Origin of the sequence: Prescottella defluvii, assembly GCF_000738775.1 — a bacterium.
GTDB lineage: Bacteria > Actinomycetota > Actinomycetes > Mycobacteriales > Mycobacteriaceae > Prescottella > Prescottella defluvii.
This window is the reverse complement of record NZ_JPOC01000039.1, coordinates 1-21,916: the sequence shown is the minus strand read 5'-3', so window position 1 is coordinate 21,916 and position 21,916 is coordinate 1. Positions and strand designations below refer to the sequence as shown.

Below are 21,916 nucleotides of genomic sequence, written 5' to 3'. Positions count from 1 at the left end.
TCTCGTTCCGCCGTCACTCTTCGTACCGCTCCAGCATAGGAGCTTGCGCAAGCTGTTAACGCCGCACTACTCCCGGACGTACAGGCGCAGGGCGATGTACGCGGTGATCGCGGCCATTCCGGCGCCGACGACGACCACGAACGGCGCCACCAGCAGCACGTCACTGTTGGAGATACGGGCCACGATGTTGGCGTCGTAGATGTCGCCGAGGACGTCGTCGATGAACAGGTTCTTCGCCGTGAACAGTCCGGCCACGGCCAGCGCCGATCCGATCAGTGCGGCGACGACGGCCTCGAGCAGGAACGGCAACTGCGTGTACCAGCGGGTGGCGCCGACCAGACGCATGATGCCCACCTCGGTGCGGCGGGTCAGCGCGGCCACCTGAACCATGTTGGCGATCAGGAAGATCGCGGCGATGGCCTGGACGACGGCGATCGCGAACGCAGCGTTGCGGATACCGCCGAGGACGCTGAACAGACGGTCGACCAGTTCCCGCTGATTGAGGATGCTGTCGATCCCGGGCCGCACCGCGAACTCGGCGTTGATCACACCGAACTGCTCGGGATCGCTCATCTTGATCTTGAACGATGCCGGGAAGCTCTCCGGGCTCACCAGCGACGCCAGCTCCGGATTGTCCTTGAACACCCGGTCGGTGGCATCGACGACGGCGTCGTCACGGTTGAGGTACTGCACCGAGACCACCCCGTCCGTGTTCTCGAGGTCGTTGCGGATGCCGCGGCAGATGTCCGCCGCACAGTCCGGGTCGGACGCCGAGATGTCCTCGGTGAGGAACAACTGCACCTCGACGCGATCGAGGAAGATCTGCTGAGTCTTGTCGGCCATCTGCACGACCAGCAGACCGCCACCGAACAGCCCCAGCGAGATCGCGGTCGTGAGGATCATCGCGACGGTCATCGTGATGTTGCGGCGCAGGCCCGTCAGGACCTCGCTGAAAATGAAACTGGCACGCATCGGGGAATCGCAGTCCTTGAGTCGTCTGGTCGAGAGGGGCGGCGGGGTGTCGGCGCGGCCTAGCGGCCCACGGCGTACACGCCTCTCGCTTCGTCGCGCACCACCTTGCCGAGGTCGAGTTCGACGACGCGGCGGCGCATCGAGTCGACGATGTGGTGGTCGTGCGTCGCCATGAGCACGGTGGTGCCGGTGCGATTGATCCGCTCGAGCAGCAGCATGATGTCGGCGCTGGTGTCGGGGTCGAGGTTTCCGGTGGGCTCGTCGGCGAGCAGGACCAGCGGCCGGTTCACGAACGCGCGGGCGATCGCGACGCGCTGCTGTTCACCGCCCGACAGCTCGCTGGGCAGGCGGTCGGCCTTGCCGGACAGCCCGACCAGGTCGAGGACCTCGGGGACGGTGCGCTCGATCACCGAGCGGGACTTGCCGATCACCTCGAGCGCGAACGCGACGTTCTGCGACACCGTCTTGTTCTGCAGCAGCCGGAAGTCCTGGAAGACGTAGCCGACGCTCTGGCGCAGCTTCGGCACCTTCCGTCCCGACAGCTTGTTGACGTGGAAATCGGCGACGTGGATGTCCCCGGAGGTGGGGGTCTCCTCCTTGAGCAGGAGCTGCATGAACGTGCTCTTGCCCGAGCCCGACGGCCCGATCAGGAACACAAACTCGCCCTTGCCGATCTCGACGCTCACCTTGTCCAGGGCGGGCCTGGTGGAGGCCTTGTAGAACTTGGAGACATCCTTGACGCTGATCACGGGAAGTCAGTCTAGCCGTTATCGAACGGTGACCTTGGGTAACGACGCGCGCCGATTCGCGCGTCCTCAGCCCTGCGGCGTCGGCGCCGTTGTCGTCGCCTCGCCGGACGGGCTCGACTCCGGCTCCTGCGACACCTGCGGTGCCGGGGGCTGCAGGGTCGTCGTCTGCTGCGACGTCCCGGACGTGGTCGAACCGCCGCCGGCTCCCGGCGTGGTCGTCGGCGTCTCCGATCGCCCACCCGGACGCTCGCTCCCGGACGGAACGCTCGTCGAAGGCGACGGCGAAGAAGAGGGCGAAGAAGAGGTCTCGGACGGCGGCGTCGTGGACGTCCGGGTATCGGTGGAGGACTTCTGCGCGGGCTCCGGGACGACGTGCGACTGCTCGGTGCCGACCGCGGGCACCGTGCCGGTGGAGGCCTTGCCGGGCTCCGGGTTCAGCTCGGAATTGAGGATCGCGAGACAGATCCACAACACACACATGGCGACCGTCGTCGTGCGCATCCGGCCGCCGAAGACCTTGCGCGGGATCCGCTTCCACAGCATCGACACCTTCTCCTGCGGACTCATTCGTCGTCACCTCCGCCCACGGAATCGGTCTCGAGTTCGGCCGCGACGGTGATCCCCGCCCGACGCAGGGCCGTCACGACCCGCACACGCAGCGCGCGACCCACCTGGAACTGCTTGCCCGGCAGGGTCCGGGCCACCATGCGGACGCTCACCTGGTCCACTGCGAGGCTCTCGACACCCATCACCGACGGCGTGTCGAGCAGCAGTGGACGCAGGGCCGCGTCCTCGTAGGCATCCACGCCGACTCGATGCAGGATGTCGTTGACGTGGTTGATGTCGGCGGTCGCCGGAATCGGCACGTCGACGACGGCACGCGCCCAATCCTTCGACAGATTGACGGCCTTGACGATCTGTCCGTTGGGGACGGTGATGACCTCGCCGTCGGCGTTGCGCATGCGTGTCACCCGCAGCGTCACGTCCTCGATGACGCCCTCCGCGTCCGTGGACGAGCCGGTGATGGCGATCTGGACGGTGTCACCGAAGCCGTACTGCCGCTCGGTGATGATGAAGAAGCCGGCGAGGATGTCCTGCACCACCCGCTGCGCGCCGAAGCCCAGCGCGGCACCGAGCACCGTCGCCGGCGCGACGAGGCTGCCGAGCGGCATGTCGAGCAGACCGAGCACCTTCACCACCGCGAGCACGTAGACCATCGTGATGACGACCCACGTGATGACCTGTGCCACCGAGTGCCGGTGCTTGGTCGCCTCGGACCGGACCAGCGAGTCGCCCTGCTGGTAGTTGTCGTCGATGCGCTGGGTGATCCGACCCCCGGCCCAGCTCACGAAGCGGGCGACGATCAGCGCGCCGAGGATCGTCAGCACGATGGGCAGGCCGGTGACCTGCAACCAGTCGAGCAGTCGATTCAGCGGGCCGATAGGGGTCTGGGCGAGGTATGTGGTCTGCATACGTCCTAGGCTTGGGCTTTCTGGGTTTCGCTCATCCGCCAGCGGATGCCGGCCTCGATGAATCCGTCGAGTTCACCGTCGAGCACCGCCGACGGGTTGTTGACCTCGTACTCGGTGCGCAGATCCTTGACCATCTGGTACGGGTGCAGCACGTACGAGCGCATCTGGTTGCCCCACGAGCTGCCGCCGTCGCCCTTGAGGGCGTCCATCTCGGCGCGCTCCTCCTGACGCTTGCGCTCGAGCAGCTTGGCCTGCAGCACCCGCATCGCGGACACCTTGTTCTGCAGCTGCGACTTCTCGTTCTGACACGTCACGACGATGCCGGTGGGCACGTGCGTCAGGCGCACCGCGGAGTCGGTGGTGTTGACCGACTGTCCACCCGGGCCGGACGAGCGGTAGACGTCGACGCGGACGTCGTTCTCGTCGATGTCGATGTGGTCGGTGGTCTCCACGACCGGCAGCACCTCGACCTCGGCGAACGAGGTCTGGCGGCGGCCCTGGTTGTCGAACGGGCTGATGCGGACGAGACGGTGCGTGCCCATCTCGATCGACAGGGTGCCGTAGCTGTAGGGCGCCTTGACCGCGAAGGTGGCGGACTTGATGCCGGCCTCTTCCGCGTACGAGGTGTCGTAGACCTCGACGCCGTATCCGCGCTTCTCCGCCCAGCGGATGTACATGCGCATGAGCATCTCGGCCCAGTCCGCGGCGTCGACGCCACCGGCGCCGGCGCGGATGTTGACGAGCGCGTCGCGCTGGTCGTACTCGCCCGACAGCATCGTCTTGACTTCCATCGCCTCGATGTCGGTGCGCAGTTGCGCCCGCTCACTGTGGACGTCGGCGACCGCGTCGGGTCCGTCCTCCTCGGCGAGCTCGTACAGCACCGCCATGTCGTCGAGGCGCGAGCGCAGTTCCTCCACACGACGCAGCTCGGACTGCGCATGCGACAGCTGGCTGGTGACCTGCTGGGCGTGGTCCTGGTCGTTCCACAGCTCCGGATCGGACGCCTGGTGTTCGAGTTCGTCGATGCGGCGGCGCAGCTCCTCGACGTCGAGAACCTTCTCGACCGTGGTCAGAGTGGCGTCGAGCTCGTTGAGGTCAGCGGAAACGTCAGGATGCACAGTTATCCAGGCTACCGGGTTAATCGCCGGGTCCGACGTTGCACCGGCCACAACGCGACCGACCACTACCCGAGCGGCCCGGAATTGTCGGTGACGCACGTCATTCTGTCCGCATGGTCACACAAGGACGAGTGCGCCGCGCACACCTGGCGATCGGTGAGCCGTGGCTCGACGCGGCCGCGGTGTTCCTGGGGTTCGGCTCGCCGGACGAGGAGCCGTGGCGGGTCGGCGACGGCATCCGCGCCGGCGATCTCATTGTCACGGTCCTCGACACTGATCCGCGCCTGCTGCTGTGCGCCGAGGAGGTCGACGCGATCGAGGACGGCGGCATCGTCGTCGGCGAGCGGCTGACGCTGCACGGAACTCCGCCGGTGGACATGGTCGAGCGGTGGGCAGGCGTTGTCCTCCCCACCGATCCCGGCCCCATCGAGGCCGCCGCCGCGGACACTCTCCTCCGCTGGCTCGGCGACAACCCTGGGGCGAGCACACCGGCGCCACCCGGTTCCGCGGCCGATGCCCAATTTCTCCTCACCCTCCGTTCACCGAGTGCGACGGCTGCCGCAACGTTCTCGATCTCAGGTATCCGGCCTCCCGGCGGAGGGTTCATGTCCACACCGCGCCCTTCTTCCCTGAGCCCGACGCCCACCCGGACTGGCCGGTGGTGCTGTGCGCGTCATGCGCCGAGGCGATGACCGCCGCCGGGTTCACGAATTACATCGACTTCCGGTTCTCGCTGCACCCACCGTGCCCGCGCTGTGCGGCACACACGACCGCGGAGATGGTGATGGGCATGCCGCCCGCTCCAGGGCCACGCGGATTCGCTCCGTGGGTCGCGATGGGTGGGTGCTGCGTGGAACCGGGCATGCCGTCCTGGACCTGTAATACCTGCGGTCACGACTGGTGAATGCTGCGTGTCCCGTGCAGTAGCGTCGAACAGGTGACCGATCTCGAACTCGCCCTGCGTCTCGCCGACGAAGCAGACACCATCACCCGCGCCCGTTTCGGCGCACTGGATCTGCGAGTCGACTCCAAGCCCGACCTCACGCCGGTCTCCGACGCCGACCTCGCGGTCGAGCGCGCGCTGCGCGCTGTCCTGGCTCTCGAGCGTCCGGGCGACGACGTGCTCGGCGAGGAGTTCGGCGGCGACGCGAAGTTCGCGGGACGCCAGTGGGTGATCGACCCGATCGACGGCACCAAGAACTTCGTGCGCGGAGTCCCGGTGTGGGCCAGCCTCATCGCACTGCTCGAGGACGGTGTTCCCGTCCTCGGCGTCGTGAGCGCCCCCGCACTCAACCGCCGCTGGTGGGCGTCGGCCGACGCGGGTGCGTGGACGTCGTACGACGGTGGCGAGGCCCGCAAGCTTTCGGTCTCCGCGGTGGGCGACCTCGCGTCGTCGAGCCTGGCATTCTCGTCGCTGTCGGGGTGGAAGGACCGCGGGATCCGCGACCAGTTCGTCGACCTCACCGACGACGTGTGGCGCATCCGCGGCTACGGCGACTTCTTCTCCTACTGCCTGCTCGCGGAGGGCACCCTCGAGATCGCGGCCGAGCCCGAGGTGTCGCTGTGGGATCTGGCGCCCCTGGACATCCTCGTCCGCGAGGCCGGCGGCCGCTTCACCAGCCTCGAGGGCGCCGACGGCCCGCACGGCGGCAGCGCCGTCGCCACCAACGGACTCCTTCACGACGAGGTCCTCGCCCGCCTGCAGCCGCAATAGCACGGCGCCTCGAGCCGCACAAGGCCCACAGGGAGGACTCTCCAGCCGGGCTCACCGGCCCCAGGGCGGGGGTGTACCCGTCGCTCGCCACGAAGACTGGATTCAGGCAGAAACTCGCCGCAGTCTTCGAGGAGCACAGTGACGCACATATCCCGCCGGTCCTTCCTGATCGGCCTCGCCGCCGTCCCGCTGGCCGCGTCCGCCGGATGCGTGGCGGCGCAGTCGAGTCCCCCTGCACCGGACGCCGCACCGACCGGCAAGTTCACGCGTGCCCTCCCGATCCCGCCGCTCGCGGACTCCACGGTGGACGCGGCGGGCACCCGACACTTCGCTCTCGCGGTCGGCGCCGGGACCTCCGAGATTCTGACCGGAAAGACCACCGCGACATGGGGTTTCAACGGATCCGCACTGGGGCCGACGATCCGGGCCCGACGCGGTGAGACCGTCGCATTCACGATCGACAACGCACTGCCCGAGCCGACCAGTGTGCACTGGCACGGCATGCACGTGCCTGCCCGGTACGACGGCGGCCCGCACCAGGCCATCGAGCCGGGAGCGCGGTGGGAGCCGACGTGGACGGTGAACCAGCCGGGCGCGACGCTCTGGTACCACCCGCACCCGCACGGCTCCACCGAAAAGCATGTCTACCGCGGGTTGGCGGGGCTGTTCCTCGTCGATGACGACGTCACCGATGCGATCGATCTCCCGAGGAACTACGGGGTTGACGACATCCCGCTGATCGTCCAGGACAAGCGCTTCACCGCCGACGGCGCACTCGACGAGTCCGACCCCACCGACGTCGGACTGCTGGGCGACACCATCGTCACCAACGGAATCGCGGGCGCCTACCTGCCGGTGACCACCGAGCTGGTCCGGCTGCGCATCCTCAACGGTTCCGGCGGCCGCACCTACAATCTCGCGTTCTCCGACGATCGCGAGTTCCGGCTGGTCGCCTCCGACGGCGGCCTCCTTGCGGCGCCCACTTCGCTTCGGCGCCTGATGCTCAGCCCGGGTGAGCGCGCCGAGATCGTGGTCGCCGTGCGCGGCGGCTCCGACGTGGTTCTGCGCTCGGTTCCCGCCGACGACCGCGGCGGGCTGGACCGCGCGGCCGCCGCGCAGTTCGGGTTCACCGAGACCTTCGACATCGTCGAGTTGCGCCCCGAACGCACCCTCGGTCCGTCGCCCGGCGTGCCGTCGGTCCTCGCGACGATCGCCCGGCTGGACCCGGCGACGGCCGTCGCCGAGCGTGACTTCGAGCTGCAGTGGTTCATGATCAACGGCGCGCAGATGGACATGAACCGAATCGACTTCTCCCCCACGGCCGACACCACCGAGATCTGGACGGTGCGCAACGCCGACAACTGGCCGCACAACTTCCACGTCCACGACGTCCAGTTCCAGGTCCTCGACATCGACGGTTCCCCGCCGCCCGCGCACCTGACCGGCTGGAAGGACACCGTCTACACCCCGCCGGGGCGGCGGATCCGGCTGGCGCTACGTTTCACCGAGTACACCGACCCGGCCGTCCCCTACATGTTCCACTGCCATCTGTTGCTGCACGAGGACCAAGGCATGATGGGGCAGTTCCTGGTTCTGGAACCCGGCGCGACACCGCGTCCGATGCGGATGGGTACGAGCGCGCCCACGACCACGGGACACGGTGGACACGGCAGCTAGTCAGGCGAGAGGTACAGGTGGATGACGGATCCGAACGAGGTCGACTTCGCCCACACGGACGCGGCCGACCGGAAGCGGCGCGAGAAGGCGACCGGGCTCGCCCGATATATCTGGGCGCGTGACATCAGCAGCGCCGAACTCCTCGACCTGCCGGACGCGCAGCTGCGCAAGCTGGCGCGGGAGGCGGGCGTCAATCCCCCCAGCACACGCGAGACCTGGACGGTTGTCGCGGAACTGCTCGACGAGAAGTCGCGCTGGGCCGCGGCCCACCCCGGTCATCCGCAGGCGACACCGACGCACTCCGACGAGAAGATCATGTGGATCAAGCGGCCGATCACGCCCTGGACGTGACTCACCACCAGTCAGTGGCCGGGGTCGATGCCGAAGCCGTGGTTACACGGTTCGGCCGGCCTCGCCTGCAGGATGTGCTGTGCCCGCGTCCGGGAGGCGTTGTACTCGAACCACGCCGGCTCGTCGCGCACGCCGATGGCGCTCAGCGCGCACGACCGCACCGGTTCGGGTAGCCGGTCGAGCGCCGGCACGGCGTCGGTGGACAGGCCGCGCAGGTACCCGACGTCGATCTCGCCAGTGTCGGCGTATCGGTCCACGTTCCGCTCCGCGATGTAGCCGTCCGGATTCAGTGCGGCGAATCCGAGCAACCCGACCGAGGCCGACATCAGCACCGCCCGCGGCAGCCACCGCGCCGACATCCGGATTCCCGCCGCGATCAGCAGCACGAACACCACACCCAGCCACAGCTCCGCCGCCATCACGCCCAGACGCAACCGGGTGAAACCGAACTCGTTCTCGTACAGTGTCATCCGATGCACGGCCGACGCGACGACGACGAGCGTCAGCAGACACAGTGTCCCCAGCAGCAGGCGTGCCGTCACCCGATCCCCCGCACTGTTCCGATCCACCTTGCGTACGGCCACGGCGACGACGAGCAGCGTCAGGACTGTCACCGCCGCGAGCTGCCAGAACCCCTGCCGTGCGTAGTTCGCGTACGTGAGACCGACGGTGTCCCGGACGTGCCGGTCGCCGCCGAACAGCACCCGTACCTGCACCGCGACGAAGCCGGCGAACAGCGCGTCGAGCAGGGCCAGGGGCACCGCCCACTCCCATCGCGCGATCGGGCGCCCGCCGCCCGGTGCAAGGGCGTCGAATGTCGGGGGCCGCCGCCGCAGGTAGGCGGCCGCCGACGCGACCACCGCGACCAAGCACCCGACGAACAGCCGACCGACGGGGTTGCTCACCCGCACCTCGGGAACCACCGGGTCGAACAGTCGACCGAACTCCGGGTCCGCGCTCACGAACAGTGAACCGAACAGCGCCACCAGCGCCACACTGATCGCGGTCACCGCGATCACCCGGCCCGGCTTGACACCGCGGACGACACCCAGCCTGGCCCGGCCCCGCTGCACCCAGCCGACCAGCCGTACCGGAGTGAGCCAGACCGCAGCGGGCGCGAGCGTGATTCCAGTCCAGGTCCGGCCCCCGACCAGCGCGACCGATCCCACGACCCAGCTCGCCACCACGCAAAGCGCGACCAGCCATTCGGCCCCACGGACGGCTGCCACCGCGAGCAGGGCGAGCGCTCCGGCGACGGCGACGAGTTGCAGCGGCGTCGGACGCGGACGCACGGTGGCGAAGGCCGTGACCGCCAACGCGGCCCCGGTAAGCAGGTACGCGATGCTCACCACCGACACCTGCAGGATCAGCGTCGCGAGCGCCCCCGTCCCGAGGGCCGCCACCAGCGTCACCCGCGGGGCCAGCGACGTCCGATCACGGCGCCACACGTCGCGGCGCCAATGCCACAGGCCGTCGTCCGAAGCAGTCTTCGACGGTCTCGTCGTCGGTGCGGTCATCCTGGTCTCCTCCTCCACGCCGGCCTTCGATGGGCAGGCGTCATCACGGGGCCGACCGCGAGGGTCCGGTCCCGAAGGGATGTCGATCGTGAGTGGGTGGGTCTAGCTCTGCGGCAGCGCGACTCGGATGCAGCAGCCGCCGGACGTGTCGAGAACTTCGATCCGGCCGTCGTGCAGTTCCACGGCCCAGCGGGCGATCGCAAGCCCGAGTCCGGTCCCCCCGTCCTGGGCGCCGCCCCGCGCGAAACGTTCGAACACCCGCGAGCGGTCGGCGTCGGGTATTCCCGGCCCGTCGTCGTGGACGTCCAGGATCAACTCGCCGGTATGCGGGTCGGCACGCACGCGGATCCGGATCCGCACGGGCGAATCCTGCGATCCGTGCCGTGCCGCATTGTCGACGAGATTCGCGATCACCTGATGCAGTCGCGCGGTGTCCGCCACTGCACGCAGCCCCGCCGGTGCGACGTCCACGTCCACCCGCAGCGCCCGGCCGGGACTCGACGCCTGCGCGATCACCTCGCCCAGGAACGGCTCGATCTCGAAGGTGGCTCGCCGCAGCGGGACCGCACCTCCCTCGAGCCTGGACAGATCCAGCAGATCCGCGACCAGGCCGCCCAGTCGCTCCGTCTGTGCGAGCGCCGACATCATCGTCGACCGGTCGGCGACCGCGACGCCATCGACCACGTTCTCGAGCACCGCCTGCAACGCCGCGATAGGTGTGCGCAGCTCGTGGGAGACGTTGCCGATCAACTCACGGCGGTAACGATCCTCGGCCTCGAGATCCTCGGCCATCTGGTTGAACGCCGTGGCCAACTGGCCGATCTCGTCCTGCGACGTCGAGCGCACCCGGCGCGAGTAGTCACCCGTCGCCATCGCTTTCGCTGCCGCGGTCATCTCCCGCAGCGGCGACGTCATCCCGTGCGCGAGCACCTGCGTCACCACCAGCGCCGCAACGAGCGCAGACAGGAGTGCGAACCGGAACTGCCACTGCGACGTGAGCCAGAACGTCAGCGACGCGAGGAGCAGCGACGCGACCACCAGCAGCCCGGTCTTGACCTTGAAGGAACGGAACGGGTCGAGGGGACGCGGCCAGCTCATCTCGGCACCTCCAACGCGTAGCCGACACCGTGCACCGTGCGGATCAGATCCCCACCGAGCTTGCGACGCAACGCCTTCACGTGCGAGTCCACGGTTCGGCTACTGGCCGCGTCACCCCAGCCCCACACCTGCTCGAGCAGGGTTTCACGCGCGATCGCCGCGCGCGGCCGGGACGCCAGGTACACCAACAGGTCGAACTCGGTGCGGGTGAGATGGACCTCGGCTCCCGCGACCCGGACCAGGCGGGCGCTCACGTCGACAGACACCTCGCCGAGAACCAGCAGATCGGCGTCCACAGCGCGGTCGGCGCGACGCAGCAACGCCGAGATTCGGGCGACCAGAACCCGCATGCTGAACGGCTTGCTCAAGTAGTCGTCGGCGCCCACCCCCAGCCCGATCACCATGTCCGTCTCGTCGGCCCGCGCGGTCAACATCAGAACCGGGACGGGCCGGGACGCCTGGATACGCCTGCACACTTCGAGTCCGTCGAAGCCGGGCAGCATCACGTCCAGCACGACCAGGTCGGCGCCGAACGCCTCACACTCCGAGATGGCGGCCGGTCCGTCGAACGCGATCCGCACGTCGTACCCCTCGGCGCGCAGCCGCGCGGCGATGGACTCGGAGATCGTGCGTTCGTCGTCGACGACGAGAACTCGGCGCTGGCTGACTCGATCGGGCTTGGTCACGCACTCGACTGTATGGGGCGGTTATGGGGATGCCCGGCAGGAGTTGTGAAGGTTGTGTGCACGTTTCGAATCGCCACGGACTAGACGCCTCAACCGCGTTTGTGCGAGTAGACCGCGAGGCGAACCCGGTTACCGCAGCCGGTCTTGTCCATCAGATTCGCAACGTGCGTCTTCACGGTGGTCACGCCCAGATGCAGGCGGTCGGCGATCTCCTGGTTGCCCAGCCCTTCACCGACGAGGCTCAGCACCTCCTGCTCGCGAGTGGTGAGCGACACCGCGTCGGCGGCGGCCACCTCGCCACCGGGGCCCGACGCCACGGCACGGTCGACGAGACGTCGCAGAAGGGCAGGTGAGAAGAGCATGTCCCCGTCGACGGTCCGGCGGATCGCGTTCAACAGGTCGGTGGGGGCGGTGTCCTTGACGAGGAAGCCCGTCGCCCCCGCAGCCAGCGCGGGATAGAGATGATCGTCGTCGTCGAAAGTGGTGAGCACCAGCACCTTCGCCCCGGATCCCGAACCGACGATCCGGCGGGTCGCCTCGATGCCGTCCAGGCCCGGCATCCGCAGGTCCATAAGGACGACGTCCGGTGAGAGTTCGGCGGCCTGACGGATGGCCTGTTCGCCGTCGGCGGCCTCACCGGCCACCTCGAGGTCGTCGGTCGATTCGCACAGCATCCGCAGACCCGCGCGCACGAGTCGCTGATCGTCGACGATCAGAAGCCGAATCATCGGTCACCGTCCTCGCTCGTCGAGCCCGGTTCGGGGCCGGGTCCGGGGATCCAGGCGTCGACGACCCATCCCCGGCCGGTCGCGCCGGCCTCGAGTCGTCCGCCGACGAGCTCCACTCGCTCCGCCATCCCGATGATGCCGTGCCCCGTCGGATTCGAACCATCGCCGTGTCCGGCGCTCTCGATCCGCACCCTGACGCCGTCGCCGCCGCGCTCGACGGTCACTCCGGCGTTGCCGCGGGGATCACCGTGCTTCATCACGTTGGTCAGAGACTCCTGGACCACCCGAAGAAGCGTCAGCCGGCCGATCGTGTCGAGTCCGTCCAGATCCGGATCGACGTCGACGGTGACGTCGAATCCGGCCGCGCGGGTCCGCTCGATCGCCGACGCGATCTCGATCGGCACCGCATCCGACTCGACGAGGGCGACCTCCCCGAGCGCCGGATCGCGCAGCGCGACCAGCAGTCGACGGATGTCGGTCAGCGCGTCGGAGGCCGTCCGGTGCACGTCGTCGAGCACCTCCAGCACCCGCGGGTCGGCGTCCGCGGTCACGTGCCGGGCAACGCCGATCCGCAACACGATGGACGCCATGTGATGGGCGACGAGGTCGTGCAGTTCACGCGCCACGGCGCTGCGTTCGGCCGCCCTGGTCTGCAACTCGGCTGCAGCCCTACGAGATTCGGCCTCGGCGGCCCGCGCCCGGTACGTCGCCGCGAGGTCCCGCTGCGCGCGCAGGTAGAGCCCCAGTAGCAGCGGCAATCCCACATAGGCCACCGCCGAGACCAGCGTCGCCGCCCGCCAGAAGCTCTCGGAGGTCTCGAACCACATTCCCAACAGCACCGCCCCGGCCCAGCACAGGGCCGCCACCACGATCGCCGCGGTGCGGTGGGTGCGCATCGCCAACTCGGCGAGCGCGACCGCACCGAGGTACGGCACCGACCCGGACAGGCCCCAAGCATCGGCGGCGAACATCGGCACCGCCAACGCCGACGTCGCGATCGACGCGGCAAACGGCCGGCGGTCGGCCACCACGAACACCGCCGCGGCGGTCATCGCCAGCGCCCAGTAGCTCCACGGGACGTGGTACCGACCGGGGAAGGTGCTCGCGACGAGCATCAACGGCACCAGGACCACCGGCGCCCAGCGCACCAGCAATCCCACGTCGACGCGCGAGCGGATATCGATCACAGCCTCAACCGTAGGCGGGTCCCAGTGCCGCCACCTCCTCCCCGAGGAGGAGACAGCCGCGGTCGCGTTTTGCGCACTTGTCGCGCATCCGCGGCTCGAAGTCGCGCGACAAGTGCGCAAAACGCGGGAGGGAAGGTGTCCGGATCGTGATGCTCGTCACTTTCGAGATTGGCTCGACTTCCTTTCTTACTCCGGAGTAAGGTAGGGGCGTCCGAGACCGCACCTCCGAGAAATGGTCATCATGAGCAAGCAAGACGTTGTGAAGACGAACGGCGCCAAGCGTGAGCCCCGCGACACCTCGGCGGTCGGCTTGAACCCGGTCAAGCGAGACGCCATGGGCGCCGCGATGCGCGTACTGACCCGGATCACCGGGTCCGACCTGGCCGAGAAGTACAACCTGCGGCAGGTCATCGACCGCGTCACCTACGAGAGCACCAAGACGGGCTTCAAGACGCTCGGTGCCGCGACCCGCACGTTCAACCAGATCTCCGGTGGCGGTGCACCGAAGCGCCTGCCCGACGGCGCCCCCAAGAACGCCGGCTACTTCGACCTGACACCGAACGACGAGCAGAAGATGATCGTCGAGACGGTGCGCGAGTTCTCCGCCGAGATCCTGCGCCCGGCCGGGCACGACGCCGACGAGGCCGCCGCCGCGCCCGCCGATCTGCTGAAGCGCTCCGCGGAACTGGGCATCACGCTCATCAACATCCCCGAGGAGTTCGAGGGGGTGGCATCCGAGCGCGGAGCCGTCACCAATTCGCTCGTCGCCGAGGCCCTCGCGCACGGCGACATGGGTCTGGCGCTGCCGATCCTCGCGCCCAGCGGTGTGGCCGTCGCCCTCACCCAGTGGGGCACCGACGCCCAGCAGAAGACGTACCTGCCCGCGTTCGCCGGCGAGAACGTGCCGGCCGCGGCGGTCGTGGTCAGCGAGCCCCGCGCACTGTTCGATCCGTTCGCGCTGCAGACCAAGGCCGTCCGCTCCCCCAGCGGCTACAAGCTCAACGGCGTCAAGAGCCTCGTTCCTGCCGCGGGTTCGGCAGAGCTGTTCGTCGTCGCGGCCGAACTCGACGGTCGTCCGGCGTTCTTCCTCATCGAGTCCGACACCAAGGGCCTTGTGGTGGAGGCGGATCCGAGCATGGGTCTGCGCGCCGCCGGCCTGGGCCGACTGATCCTCACCGACGTCGCGGTGCCCGAGTCGGCCATCCTCGGCGACGGTGACGCCGATCAGCGTGCTCGGGAGTACGCCGACGCGGTCCGCCTGGCCCGACTGGGCTGGGCATCGCTCGCGGTCGGCACCAGCCAGGCCGTGCTCGACTACGTGATCCCCTACGCCAACGAGCGGGAGGCGTTCGGTGAGCCGATCAGCCACCGCCAGGCGGTCGCCTTCATGATCTCGAACATCGCGATCGAACTCGACAGCATGCGCCTGGTGACCCTGCGCGGCGCGTCCCGCGCGGAGCAGGGCCTCTCGTTCGCGCGCGAGGCGGCACTGGCCCGCAAGCTCGCATCCGACAAGGGCATGCAGATCGGACTGGACGGCGTCCAGCTGCTCGGCGGCCACGGCTACACCAAGGAACACCCGGTGGAGCGTTGGTACCGCGACCTGCGAGCCATCGGCGTTGCCGAAGGCATCGTCCTCATCTGACGCCGACCCGATCCGTCGAATCTTTCGACTAGGAGACCTTTTCGATGATCAATCTCGAACTTCCCAAGAAGCTGAAGGCCTCTGCGAACCAGGCTCATCAGGTCGCAGCGCAGATCCTCCGCCCCGTGTCCCGCAAGTACGACCTCGCCGAGCACGAGTACCCCGTCGAACTCGACACCATGGCCGCGATGGTCGAGGGACTCAACGACTCCGGTCAGGGCGCGTCCGGCGCCGCCCTCGGACGCGGCGACGACCAGCCCAAGGTCGTCGGCAACGCCAACGGCGGCAACATGGCGTCGCTGATGAACGTGATCGAAACCTGTTGGGGCGATGTCGGCCTGACGCTGTCGATCCCCTACCAGGGCCTCGGCAACTCGGCGATCGCCGCGGTCGCGACCGACGAGCAGCTCGAGCGATTCGGCAAGGTGTGGGCCTCGATGGCCATCACCGAGCCCAGCTTCGGCTCCGATTCCGCCGCCGTCACCGCCACCGCGGTACTCGACGGCGACGAGTGGGTCCTCAACGGCGAGAAGATCTTCGTCACCGCCGGTGAGCGCTCGACGCACATCGTGGTGTGGGCGAGCGTCGACAAGACCAAGGGCCGCGCGGCGATCAAGTCGTTCGTCGTCCCGCGCGAGGCACCGGGCCTGAGCGTGGCCCGGCTCGAGCACAAGCTCGGCATCAAGGCCTCCGACACCGCGGTCCTGCTTCTGCAGGACTGCCGGATCCCGAAGGACAACCTGCTCGGCAGCCCGGAAGTGAACGTGGAGAAGGGTTTCGCGGGCGTCATGCAGACGTTCGACAACACCCGCCCCATCGTCGCGGGCATGGCCGTGGGCCTGGGCCGGGCGGTGCTCGAGGAACTGCGCGGCATCCTGGAGGAGGCCGGCGTCGAGATCTCGTACGACACCCCCGCCTACAACCAGCACGCCGCGGCTGCCGAGTTCCTCGCGCTCGAGGCCGACTGGGAGGCGTCGTACCTGCTGGCACTGCGCGCGGCGTGGATGGCCGACAACAAGAAGCCCAACTCGCTCGAGGCGTCGATGTCGAAGGCGAAGGCAGGACGCACCGGAACCGCGGTGTCACTCAAGGCCGTCGAACTGGCCGGCACCTACGGCTACTCACAGCGTCCGCTGCTCGAGAAGTGGGCCCGCGACAGCAAGATCCTCGACATCTTCGAGGGTACCCAGCAGATCCAGCAGCTGATCATCGCCCGGCGACTGCTCGGGAAGAGTTCGGCCGAGCTCAAGTAGTCTGCGCCCGAACCACTCTCAACGACATCTGTGCCCCGCCGATCAGCGATCGGCGGGGCACAGCCGTGTCCACGGACGGCAGGCGAAAAAGGTCGCTGTGCCGATGTCCTGTGCGCCGTCAACGACCGCGGAACACCTCAGCCAGCGCTTCCACGGTGGGGACACCCGCAAGCCCGGATTCGGTCCGGTACACCCGGCAGGCCAGGTGCTCGACCCGCTCCGCCGGGAACGGGTCCACGCCGTCGACCAGGATCGTCGGCGATCCCGCGAACGGCGACGCCGCGGCCTCCTCGTCAGTGGTCAGCACCCGGTAGTCGATTTCGGCCCCGGCCCGGCCCACGCTCGCCAGCGCCGCCAGGACGCGTTCGCCCGCCTCGCGCCAGTGCGGGCACGCGTCGACATACAGAATCTCCACCTTCATGCACCCCATTGTGGCCCGAATGCGCCGACAGTCGAATCCGTGTACCGACTCCGAAGGTGCCCCGAACGTGTCATGATCCTCTCCGATCCGCGTCGACGCTGGGGGAAGCGCTCGGGGATTTACGGATACACGGCCGGCGGACGCAGCGCCTCGTGCGGGCTGCGGCCGCCATGAGGAGGGGGAACCAGCATGGCAGACAAGCACATCACGAACATCGGCGCGCGGGTGGCGCTGGCGGACGGGCGGCACGCCTGGGAGATGCCGGTGTCGGCGTTCTCGGACTTCGCCGCCCTCGCCACGGATGTGGCCACCGAACTGTTCCCGGCGGCGACTCTCGCTGCCGTGCACACGCACGGCGACATGCCCACGACCGGCACTGTCACGGCAACCTTGTCACCACACCTGGGAGGGGCGTCCGTACAGGTGCATTGCAGACCGCACCCGGGAAACGGATTCGTCATCAACACAGCAGGTTTCGCCCTGCTGTTCGAGGCCGTCGTCGCATCGGGCGAGGCGGTTCCGGCACCCGTCGTTGCCGCTCCGGAGCCACAGCAGGCCGGTTCACCTCGCGACGAGCTTCCCGAAACACCCGTGGCCGAGGAGGTTCCGGCGGAGTCCGGGGAGATCGATGTCCCGCCGCGTGATGCGGCGGAGCGGTTGACGTTCGCGTTGTGGGCGGTGGTGACCGGTAAGTCGGCGAAGAGCATCTTCGCGACGTTGCCGATCCTCGGGGACGAGGCCGCGGAGAAGTTGGCGGCGCGTCTGACGGAGCGGTCGGGTGGCGAGATCACTGTGGACGACGTGCTCTATGCGGGGACGATCGAGCAGTTGGCAGAGACGGTGCGTCAGCATCTCGAGGACGGGTTGAAGATCGACGGTCTGGTCCGAACGCTGCGTCCGCGGGCCGAGGGCTCGGATGCGGTGCCGGTGTTCGTGTTCCATCCGGCGGGTGGGTCGACGGTGGCGTACGAGCCGCTGCTCAAGCGTCTGCCCGCGCGCACTCCCATGTTCGGTCTCGAGCGGGTCGAGGGCCCGTTGCACAAGCGCGCCGAGGTGTATGCGCCCCTCCTCCGGAAGATCCAGGGCGACGGCCCGTACGTGCTGTGCGGCTGGTCCTTCGGCGGAGCTCTCGCATACGCGGTGGCGAAGCAGCTTCGAACCGACGGGGCCGATGTGCGCGTCGTCGGACTGATCGACACCGTCATGCCCGGCGAGAAGGTCGAGGACACTCCGGAGGAGATCCGGGCCCGCTGGCAGCGCTACGCTAAGTTCGCGAAGAAGACCTACAACCTCGACGCACCCCTGCCATACGACCAGTTGGCGGCCGCCGGCAGCGACGAGGAGCAGATCGGGATCCTCATGGACCTGTTGAAGTTGAGCAGCGCGAAGATCCCCGGCGGCATCATCGAGCACCAGCGCACGTCGTGGCTCGACAACCGGGCCATTCCCGGCACCGACCTCGAAACCTACGACGGAGACGTGGTGCTCTACATGGCGAACACGTACCTGGACGACCAGATCGCCCTCGAACCCGCGTTCCGGACCCGACGTCCCGACGGCGGGTGGGGTGACGCCGTGGAGAAGCTCGAGATCGTCCACGTCGACTGTGACCACATCCAGATCGTCGACGAACCGTACATCGCGGTAGTCGCTGCGGATCTGAGCAAGAAGCTCGCAGCAGCCGAACGCAACTAGTCACCCACCCTGCACCGCCCCCGGACGGCTCGCGTGACCGCGATCGAATACCACTCTCCGTCAACCGATCTCGCGCGCACTCGGCCGTTGCCGAACGGCAGATTTGACACACGAGGAGCGATGCTGGATATTCACAGCCTAGGCTGACCTCACTTTGGGTAGTCTGCCCTAAACCATTCTGGCTGCCCCGAGGAGTACACCGCTGTGCGATACCGTTCTGCGTCGATAGCATCGCTGGTCGCCGGCCTGGCGCTGGTCTGCGGGCTGACTGCCTGCAGCAGCACCGACGCTCCCGCCTCCGCAGCAGGCGCCGCCACGTCGACGAGCACCGCACCCGAGGACACCGCGAAGCTCGACGCTGCCCTCGCGCAGTTCCCCGCGACCCCTCCGCAGACGGTGGTGGCGGCCTCCGTTCCCCTCGCCGAGATCCTCACGCTGCTGGACGTTCCGGTCGCCGGTGTCCCGTCCACCACGACGCAGCAGCTGCCGGCCGCCCTCGACGGCGTGCCCCGGATCGGTTCGACGATGGCGCCCGACGTGGAGAAGATCGTCGACCTCGCACCCGACCTCGTCGTCGCGGCTGAGTCCTCCCGCAGCACGGTGGAGGCGAGTCTTGCATCCACCACGACTCCGGCGGCATTTCTCGACACCGACAGCTTCGGCGATCTGAAGTTCGCGGTGCAGGTGCTGGGCGCGGCCTTCGATCGGGAGGATCGGGCCGCCACGATCGTCGAGACGATGAACGAGCAGGAGTCGACCCTCGCCACGGCCGGCTCGGCCACCGACGCCCCGAAGGTGCTGGTGCTGATCGGGGCCACCGATTCGTTCATGGTGATGAACGACAACTCCTTCCTGGGCAGCCTCATCGACCTCTCCGGTGCCGACAACGTCGCGGTGTCGGCGCTCGGCGCCAAGGAAACCTACAGCGCCGTCAATCTGGAGAACATCATCGCGGCGGCACCGGACGTGGTCCTCGTGCTGCGCTCGGGCAACGTCGCCGACAGCCAGGCGGCCTTCGACGCCGAGGTCGCCAAGAACGCTGCATGGAAGAGCCTGCCCGCGTACGCGAACGACCGCATTCACGTGCTGGACTACGCGACCTTCGGCTACACCTCGGTCGGCCAACTCGCGCAGGCCGTCCCCGAACTCGCAGGGCTGCTCTACCCGTGAGTTCGACTTCGACACAGACTCGTTCGCGGGCGAAGTGGGCACTGCCCACAGCATGGACGCTGCTCGCGGTCGTCACCCTCGTCAGCCTCGGCCTCGGCAGCGTGCACATCTCCCCCGGCGAGATCGTCGCACTGCTGGCGGGGCGCACCGAGAGCGACTCCTTCAGCACGATCCTCTGGGACGTGCGACTGCCTCGCGTCCTGCTCGCGCTGCTGGTCGGGGCGAGCATCGCGGTCTCGGGCGCCCTGTTGCAGACCGTGATGGGCAACCCGCTCGCCGACCCGGGCCTGACCGGAGTCACCAGCGGTGCCGCGGCTCTCGTCCTGGTGATCCTGTTGGCCGCGCCCAGCTACCAGTCCATGATTCCGATCGCCGCGTTCGTCGGCGGCGTGATCGCCGCCGCGATCGTCTACGCGCTGGCCTGGCGTCGCGAGGGGATCAAACCGTTGAACATCATCCTGGCGGGAGTCGCGGTCAATGCGCTCGCCGGCGCGTTCATCGCGTTCCTGTCGCTGCGCTACAGCGACCGGTTGCCCGCCGCGATCCAATGGATGAACGGCAGCCTCGCCGCGAAGGGCATGAACTCGGTCTGGATGATCCTGCCCTACACGGTGATCGGCCTCGTGGTCGCGATGCTGTGCATCCGCTCGGCCAACGTCATGCGGTTGGGCGACGACGTCGCGCGCAACCTGGGTGAGGGTGTCAACAGCACCCGCATCCTGCTGTCGCTGGTGGCCGTGTTCCTGGCCGCGATCGCGGTGGCTGCGGTCGGGATCATCGGCTTCGTCGGCCTGGTCGTGCCGCACATCGCCCGCATGATCGTCGGATCGAACCACGCCGTGCTCATCCCCATGAGTATCGCCGTCGGCGCACTGCTGGTACTCGTCTCGGACACGATGGGACGGACACTGTTCAGCCCCACCGAGATTCCCGCCGGCATCGTCATGGCAGCGGTCGGCGCCCCCTACTTCCTGTACCTCATGCGCCGCCAGGGAGCGCAGTGATGCTGCTCGAAGCCCACGACCTGGGCATCTGGTACGGCGACAAGCAGATCGTCGACGACGTCTCGATCGCCGTCGGATCGAACGAAGTGGTGACCCTCATCGGGCCGAACGGGTCCGGGAAGTCCACCATCCTCAAGGCGCTGAGCGGTCGGCTCGCGCCCCGCGGCGGGACCGTCCTGCTCGAGGGCACCGACACGACGTCGTGGTCGTCGCGGCGACGCGCGCAGGCGATCGGGATGCTCAACCAGAAGAACACGGCACCGGCGGACATGACGGTGCGCGAACTGGTCGGCTACGGACGGCACCCGCACCGCCGCTGGTACGAGCGGACCACCGCCGAGGACGGCGAGGCCGTCGACTGGGCCATCGCACACACCGAGCTGAAGACCTTGGCGGACCGCCCCGTCGCGGAACTGTCCGGTGGTGAGGCACAACGGGCGTGGCTCGCGATGGTCCTCGCGCAACGTCCCCGCGTCCTGCTGCTCGACGAGCCCACCACGTACCTCGACATCGCACACCAGCACGAGGTCCTCGAGGTGGTCACGTCGCTCAACCGAACGTTGGGTATCTCGGTGCTCATGGTGCTGCACGACCTCAATCAGGCAGCGACCTTCAGTGACCGCATCGTCGCGCTCTCGGCGGGCCGGGTCGTCGCCGAAGGCACACCCGGCGACGTCCTGACTCCCGGCCTGATTCGCGACGTCTACGGCATGGAAGCCGAGGTCCAGGCGCATCCGCCGTCGATGCGACCACGTATCCACCTGGTCCGACGGGATTGGAACGCAGCCGTTCCCACCGATCGCCGCCCCGCGGCGCTCGCCACCTACGAACCCGCTCCCGCCCACATCCCCGAGGAGAACTGATGCTGTCCGACACCGAACACGCGAAGGCCCTGGACGACTACCGCGCCTTTCTCGCCGACCGCAAGACCGTCGTCATCGCGACCACGGACGAGAACGGCGAGCCGTTCATGTCGATCGTGCCGTTCGTCATTCACGACGATGCGCTGTACGTCTACGTCAGCGAGATCGCCGATCACTACACCTACCTGCGGAACGCCCGGGCCGCGCGCGTCCTGATCCACGGCGACGAGGCCGGCACCCCCAACGTCTTCGCGACCGAGCGCGCGAACTTCGCCTGCATCGTCGAGCAGACCGACGAAGCGGGACACGAGGCCGTGTTCGAGAAGTTGGGGGCCCGCACCAATGCCAAGATGGTAGAACTCCTGCGCACCCTGGACTTCCACCTCTTCCGCCTGACGCCGCAGCAGGGTCGCTACGTCGTCGGGTTCGGCAAGGCGTTCGACGTCAGCTTCAGCGGGGACCGTTTCGATCATGTCGTGATCGACAAGAAGCCGGTCGGCGCAGAGAACAACTGACACAGCCGCATTCGCCGGTTCGCCTCGGTTTCCCGACGACGGCCGGGTGCCCGCCGCACGCGCGGCGGGCACCCGGCCGTC

The 21,916-nt window shown here is 68.3% G+C and carries 21 protein-coding genes and 1 pseudogene; 11 read left to right on the top strand and 11 right to left on the bottom strand.

Annotation, left to right across the window (positions count from 1 at the left end; genetic code table 11):
* Window positions 1-66: 66 nt before the first annotated feature.
* The 5 genes from ftsX to prfB form a co-directional block, all read right to left on the bottom strand.
* Entirely contained in the window at window positions 67-972 is a 906-nt protein-coding gene (gene ftsX, locus IJ15_RS0115200) for a permease-like cell division protein FtsX (RefSeq protein ID WP_031939201.1), read from the bottom strand.
* Window positions 973-1,031: 59 nt separating this feature from the next.
* Window positions 1,032-1,721, bottom strand: coding sequence for a cell division ATP-binding protein FtsE (ftsE, locus tag IJ15_RS0115195; protein ID WP_031939200.1), 690 nt, complete (start codon window positions 1,719-1,721; stop codon window positions 1,032-1,034).
* A gap of 66 nt (window positions 1,722-1,787) precedes the next feature.
* Window positions 1,788-2,288, bottom strand: a complete 501-nt coding sequence (locus tag IJ15_RS0115190; RefSeq protein WP_031939199.1) for a hypothetical protein — start codon at window positions 2,286-2,288, stop codon at window positions 1,788-1,790.
* Complete coding sequence (locus IJ15_RS0115185; protein WP_031939198.1) at window positions 2,285-3,193, bottom strand: mechanosensitive ion channel family protein; 909 nt, start codon at window positions 3,191-3,193, stop codon at window positions 2,285-2,287. The genes IJ15_RS0115190 and IJ15_RS0115185 overlap by 4 nt, the downstream gene beginning before the upstream one ends.
* Before the next feature lie 5 nt (window positions 3,194-3,198).
* Window positions 3,199-4,311 (bottom strand): peptide chain release factor 2, encoded by a 1,113-nt coding sequence (prfB, locus tag IJ15_RS0115180; protein ID WP_031939197.1) that lies wholly within the window; start codon window positions 4,309-4,311, stop codon window positions 3,199-3,201.
* A 113-nt stretch (window positions 4,312-4,424) separates the two neighbouring features.
* On the opposite strand from prfB, the gene IJ15_RS26065 reads away from it, so the two are divergent.
* The 4 genes from IJ15_RS26065 to IJ15_RS0115160 all read left to right on the top strand — a co-directional run bounded on the left by IJ15_RS26065 (window position 4,425) and on the right by IJ15_RS0115160 (window position 8,053).
* On the top strand, window positions 4,425-5,003 hold the full coding sequence (locus tag IJ15_RS26065) for a hypothetical protein (RefSeq protein WP_156112116.1): 579 nt from the start codon (window positions 4,425-4,427) through the stop codon (window positions 5,001-5,003).
* Between the two features lie 245 nt (window positions 5,004-5,248).
* Window positions 5,249-6,025, top strand: coding sequence for a histidinol-phosphatase (hisN, locus tag IJ15_RS0115170; protein ID WP_031939195.1), 777 nt, complete (start codon window positions 5,249-5,251; stop codon window positions 6,023-6,025).
* 138 nt (window positions 6,026-6,163) lie between these two features.
* Window positions 6,164-7,702, top strand: coding sequence for a multicopper oxidase family protein (locus IJ15_RS0115165; RefSeq protein WP_031939194.1), 1,539 nt, complete (start codon window positions 6,164-6,166; stop codon window positions 7,700-7,702).
* A 21-nt stretch (window positions 7,703-7,723) separates the two neighbouring features.
* Window positions 7,724-8,053 carry a hypothetical protein gene (locus tag IJ15_RS0115160; RefSeq protein ID WP_031939193.1) on the top strand — a complete coding sequence of 110 codons (330 nt, stop codon included), beginning with the start codon at window positions 7,724-7,726 and terminating at the stop codon, window positions 8,051-8,053.
* Between the two features lie 11 nt (window positions 8,054-8,064).
* On the opposite strand, the gene IJ15_RS0115155 is transcribed toward IJ15_RS0115160, so the two are convergent.
* The 5 genes from IJ15_RS0115155 to IJ15_RS0115135 form a co-directional block, all read right to left on the bottom strand.
* Complete coding sequence (locus IJ15_RS0115155; RefSeq protein WP_031939192.1) at window positions 8,065-9,570, bottom strand: DUF4153 domain-containing protein; 1,506 nt, start codon at window positions 9,568-9,570, stop codon at window positions 8,065-8,067.
* 102 nt (window positions 9,571-9,672) lie between these two features.
* Window positions 9,673-10,668: a HAMP domain-containing sensor histidine kinase gene (locus IJ15_RS0115150; protein WP_031939191.1), complete on the bottom strand. Its 996-nt coding sequence runs from the start codon at window positions 10,666-10,668 to the stop codon at window positions 9,673-9,675.
* Window positions 10,665-11,354: a response regulator transcription factor gene (locus IJ15_RS0115145; protein ID WP_031939190.1), complete on the bottom strand. Its 690-nt coding sequence runs from the start codon at window positions 11,352-11,354 to the stop codon at window positions 10,665-10,667. The genes IJ15_RS0115150 and IJ15_RS0115145 overlap by 4 nt, the downstream gene beginning before the upstream one ends.
* Window positions 11,355-11,443: 89 nt before the next feature.
* Entirely contained in the window at window positions 11,444-12,082 is a 639-nt protein-coding gene (locus IJ15_RS0115140; RefSeq protein WP_031939189.1) for a response regulator, read from the bottom strand.
* On the bottom strand, window positions 12,079-13,269 hold the full coding sequence (locus IJ15_RS0115135) for a sensor histidine kinase (RefSeq protein ID WP_051918951.1): 1,191 nt from the start codon (window positions 13,267-13,269) through the stop codon (window positions 12,079-12,081). Before IJ15_RS0115135 ends, IJ15_RS0115140 begins: the two co-directional genes overlap by 4 nt.
* 232 nt (window positions 13,270-13,501) lie before the next feature.
* Here IJ15_RS0115135 and IJ15_RS0115130 point away from each other — a divergent pair, with 232 nt between their 5' ends.
* Both IJ15_RS0115130 and IJ15_RS0115125 read left to right on the top strand, forming a co-directional pair.
* Window positions 13,502-14,914 carry an acyl-CoA dehydrogenase family protein gene (locus IJ15_RS0115130; RefSeq protein WP_031939187.1) on the top strand — a complete coding sequence of 471 codons (1,413 nt, stop codon included), beginning with the start codon at window positions 13,502-13,504 and terminating at the stop codon, window positions 14,912-14,914.
* Window positions 14,915-14,958: 44 nt separating this feature from the next.
* Window positions 14,959-16,167 (top strand): acyl-CoA dehydrogenase family protein, encoded by a 1,209-nt coding sequence (locus IJ15_RS0115125; RefSeq protein WP_031939186.1) that lies wholly within the window; start codon window positions 14,959-14,961, stop codon window positions 16,165-16,167.
* A 118-nt stretch (window positions 16,168-16,285) separates the two neighbouring features.
* On the opposite strand, the gene IJ15_RS0115120 is transcribed toward IJ15_RS0115125, so the two are convergent.
* On the bottom strand, window positions 16,286-16,588 hold the full coding sequence (locus tag IJ15_RS0115120; protein ID WP_031939185.1) for a hypothetical protein: 303 nt from the start codon (window positions 16,586-16,588) through the stop codon (window positions 16,286-16,288).
* A gap of 216 nt (window positions 16,589-16,804) precedes the next feature.
* On the opposite strand from IJ15_RS0115120, the pseudogene IJ15_RS0115115 reads away from it, so the two are divergent.
* From IJ15_RS0115115 to IJ15_RS0115095, 5 genes and pseudogenes are all read left to right on the top strand, one after another.
* Window positions 16,805-18,283: pseudogene (locus tag IJ15_RS0115115) on the top strand (thioesterase domain-containing protein); the annotation flags it as partial.
* A 204-nt stretch (window positions 18,284-18,487) separates the two neighbouring features.
* A complete protein-coding gene (locus IJ15_RS0115110; protein WP_031939183.1) occupies window positions 18,488-19,453 on the top strand; it encodes an ABC transporter substrate-binding protein in 966 nt (321 codons plus the stop codon).
* Window positions 19,450-20,457 (top strand): FecCD family ABC transporter permease, encoded by a 1,008-nt coding sequence (locus IJ15_RS0115105; protein WP_197059838.1) that lies wholly within the window; start codon window positions 19,450-19,452, stop codon window positions 20,455-20,457. Before IJ15_RS0115110 ends, IJ15_RS0115105 begins: the two co-directional genes overlap by 4 nt.
* Window positions 20,457-21,320, top strand: a complete 864-nt coding sequence (locus IJ15_RS0115100; protein WP_081880750.1) for an ABC transporter ATP-binding protein — start codon at window positions 20,457-20,459, stop codon at window positions 21,318-21,320. Before IJ15_RS0115105 ends, IJ15_RS0115100 begins: the two co-directional genes overlap by 1 nt.
* Complete coding sequence (locus tag IJ15_RS0115095) at window positions 21,320-21,835, top strand: HugZ family pyridoxamine 5'-phosphate oxidase (RefSeq protein ID WP_031939180.1); 516 nt, start codon at window positions 21,320-21,322, stop codon at window positions 21,833-21,835. The genes IJ15_RS0115100 and IJ15_RS0115095 overlap by 1 nt, the downstream gene beginning before the upstream one ends.
* The last annotated feature ends 81 nt before the right edge of the window (window positions 21,836-21,916 follow it).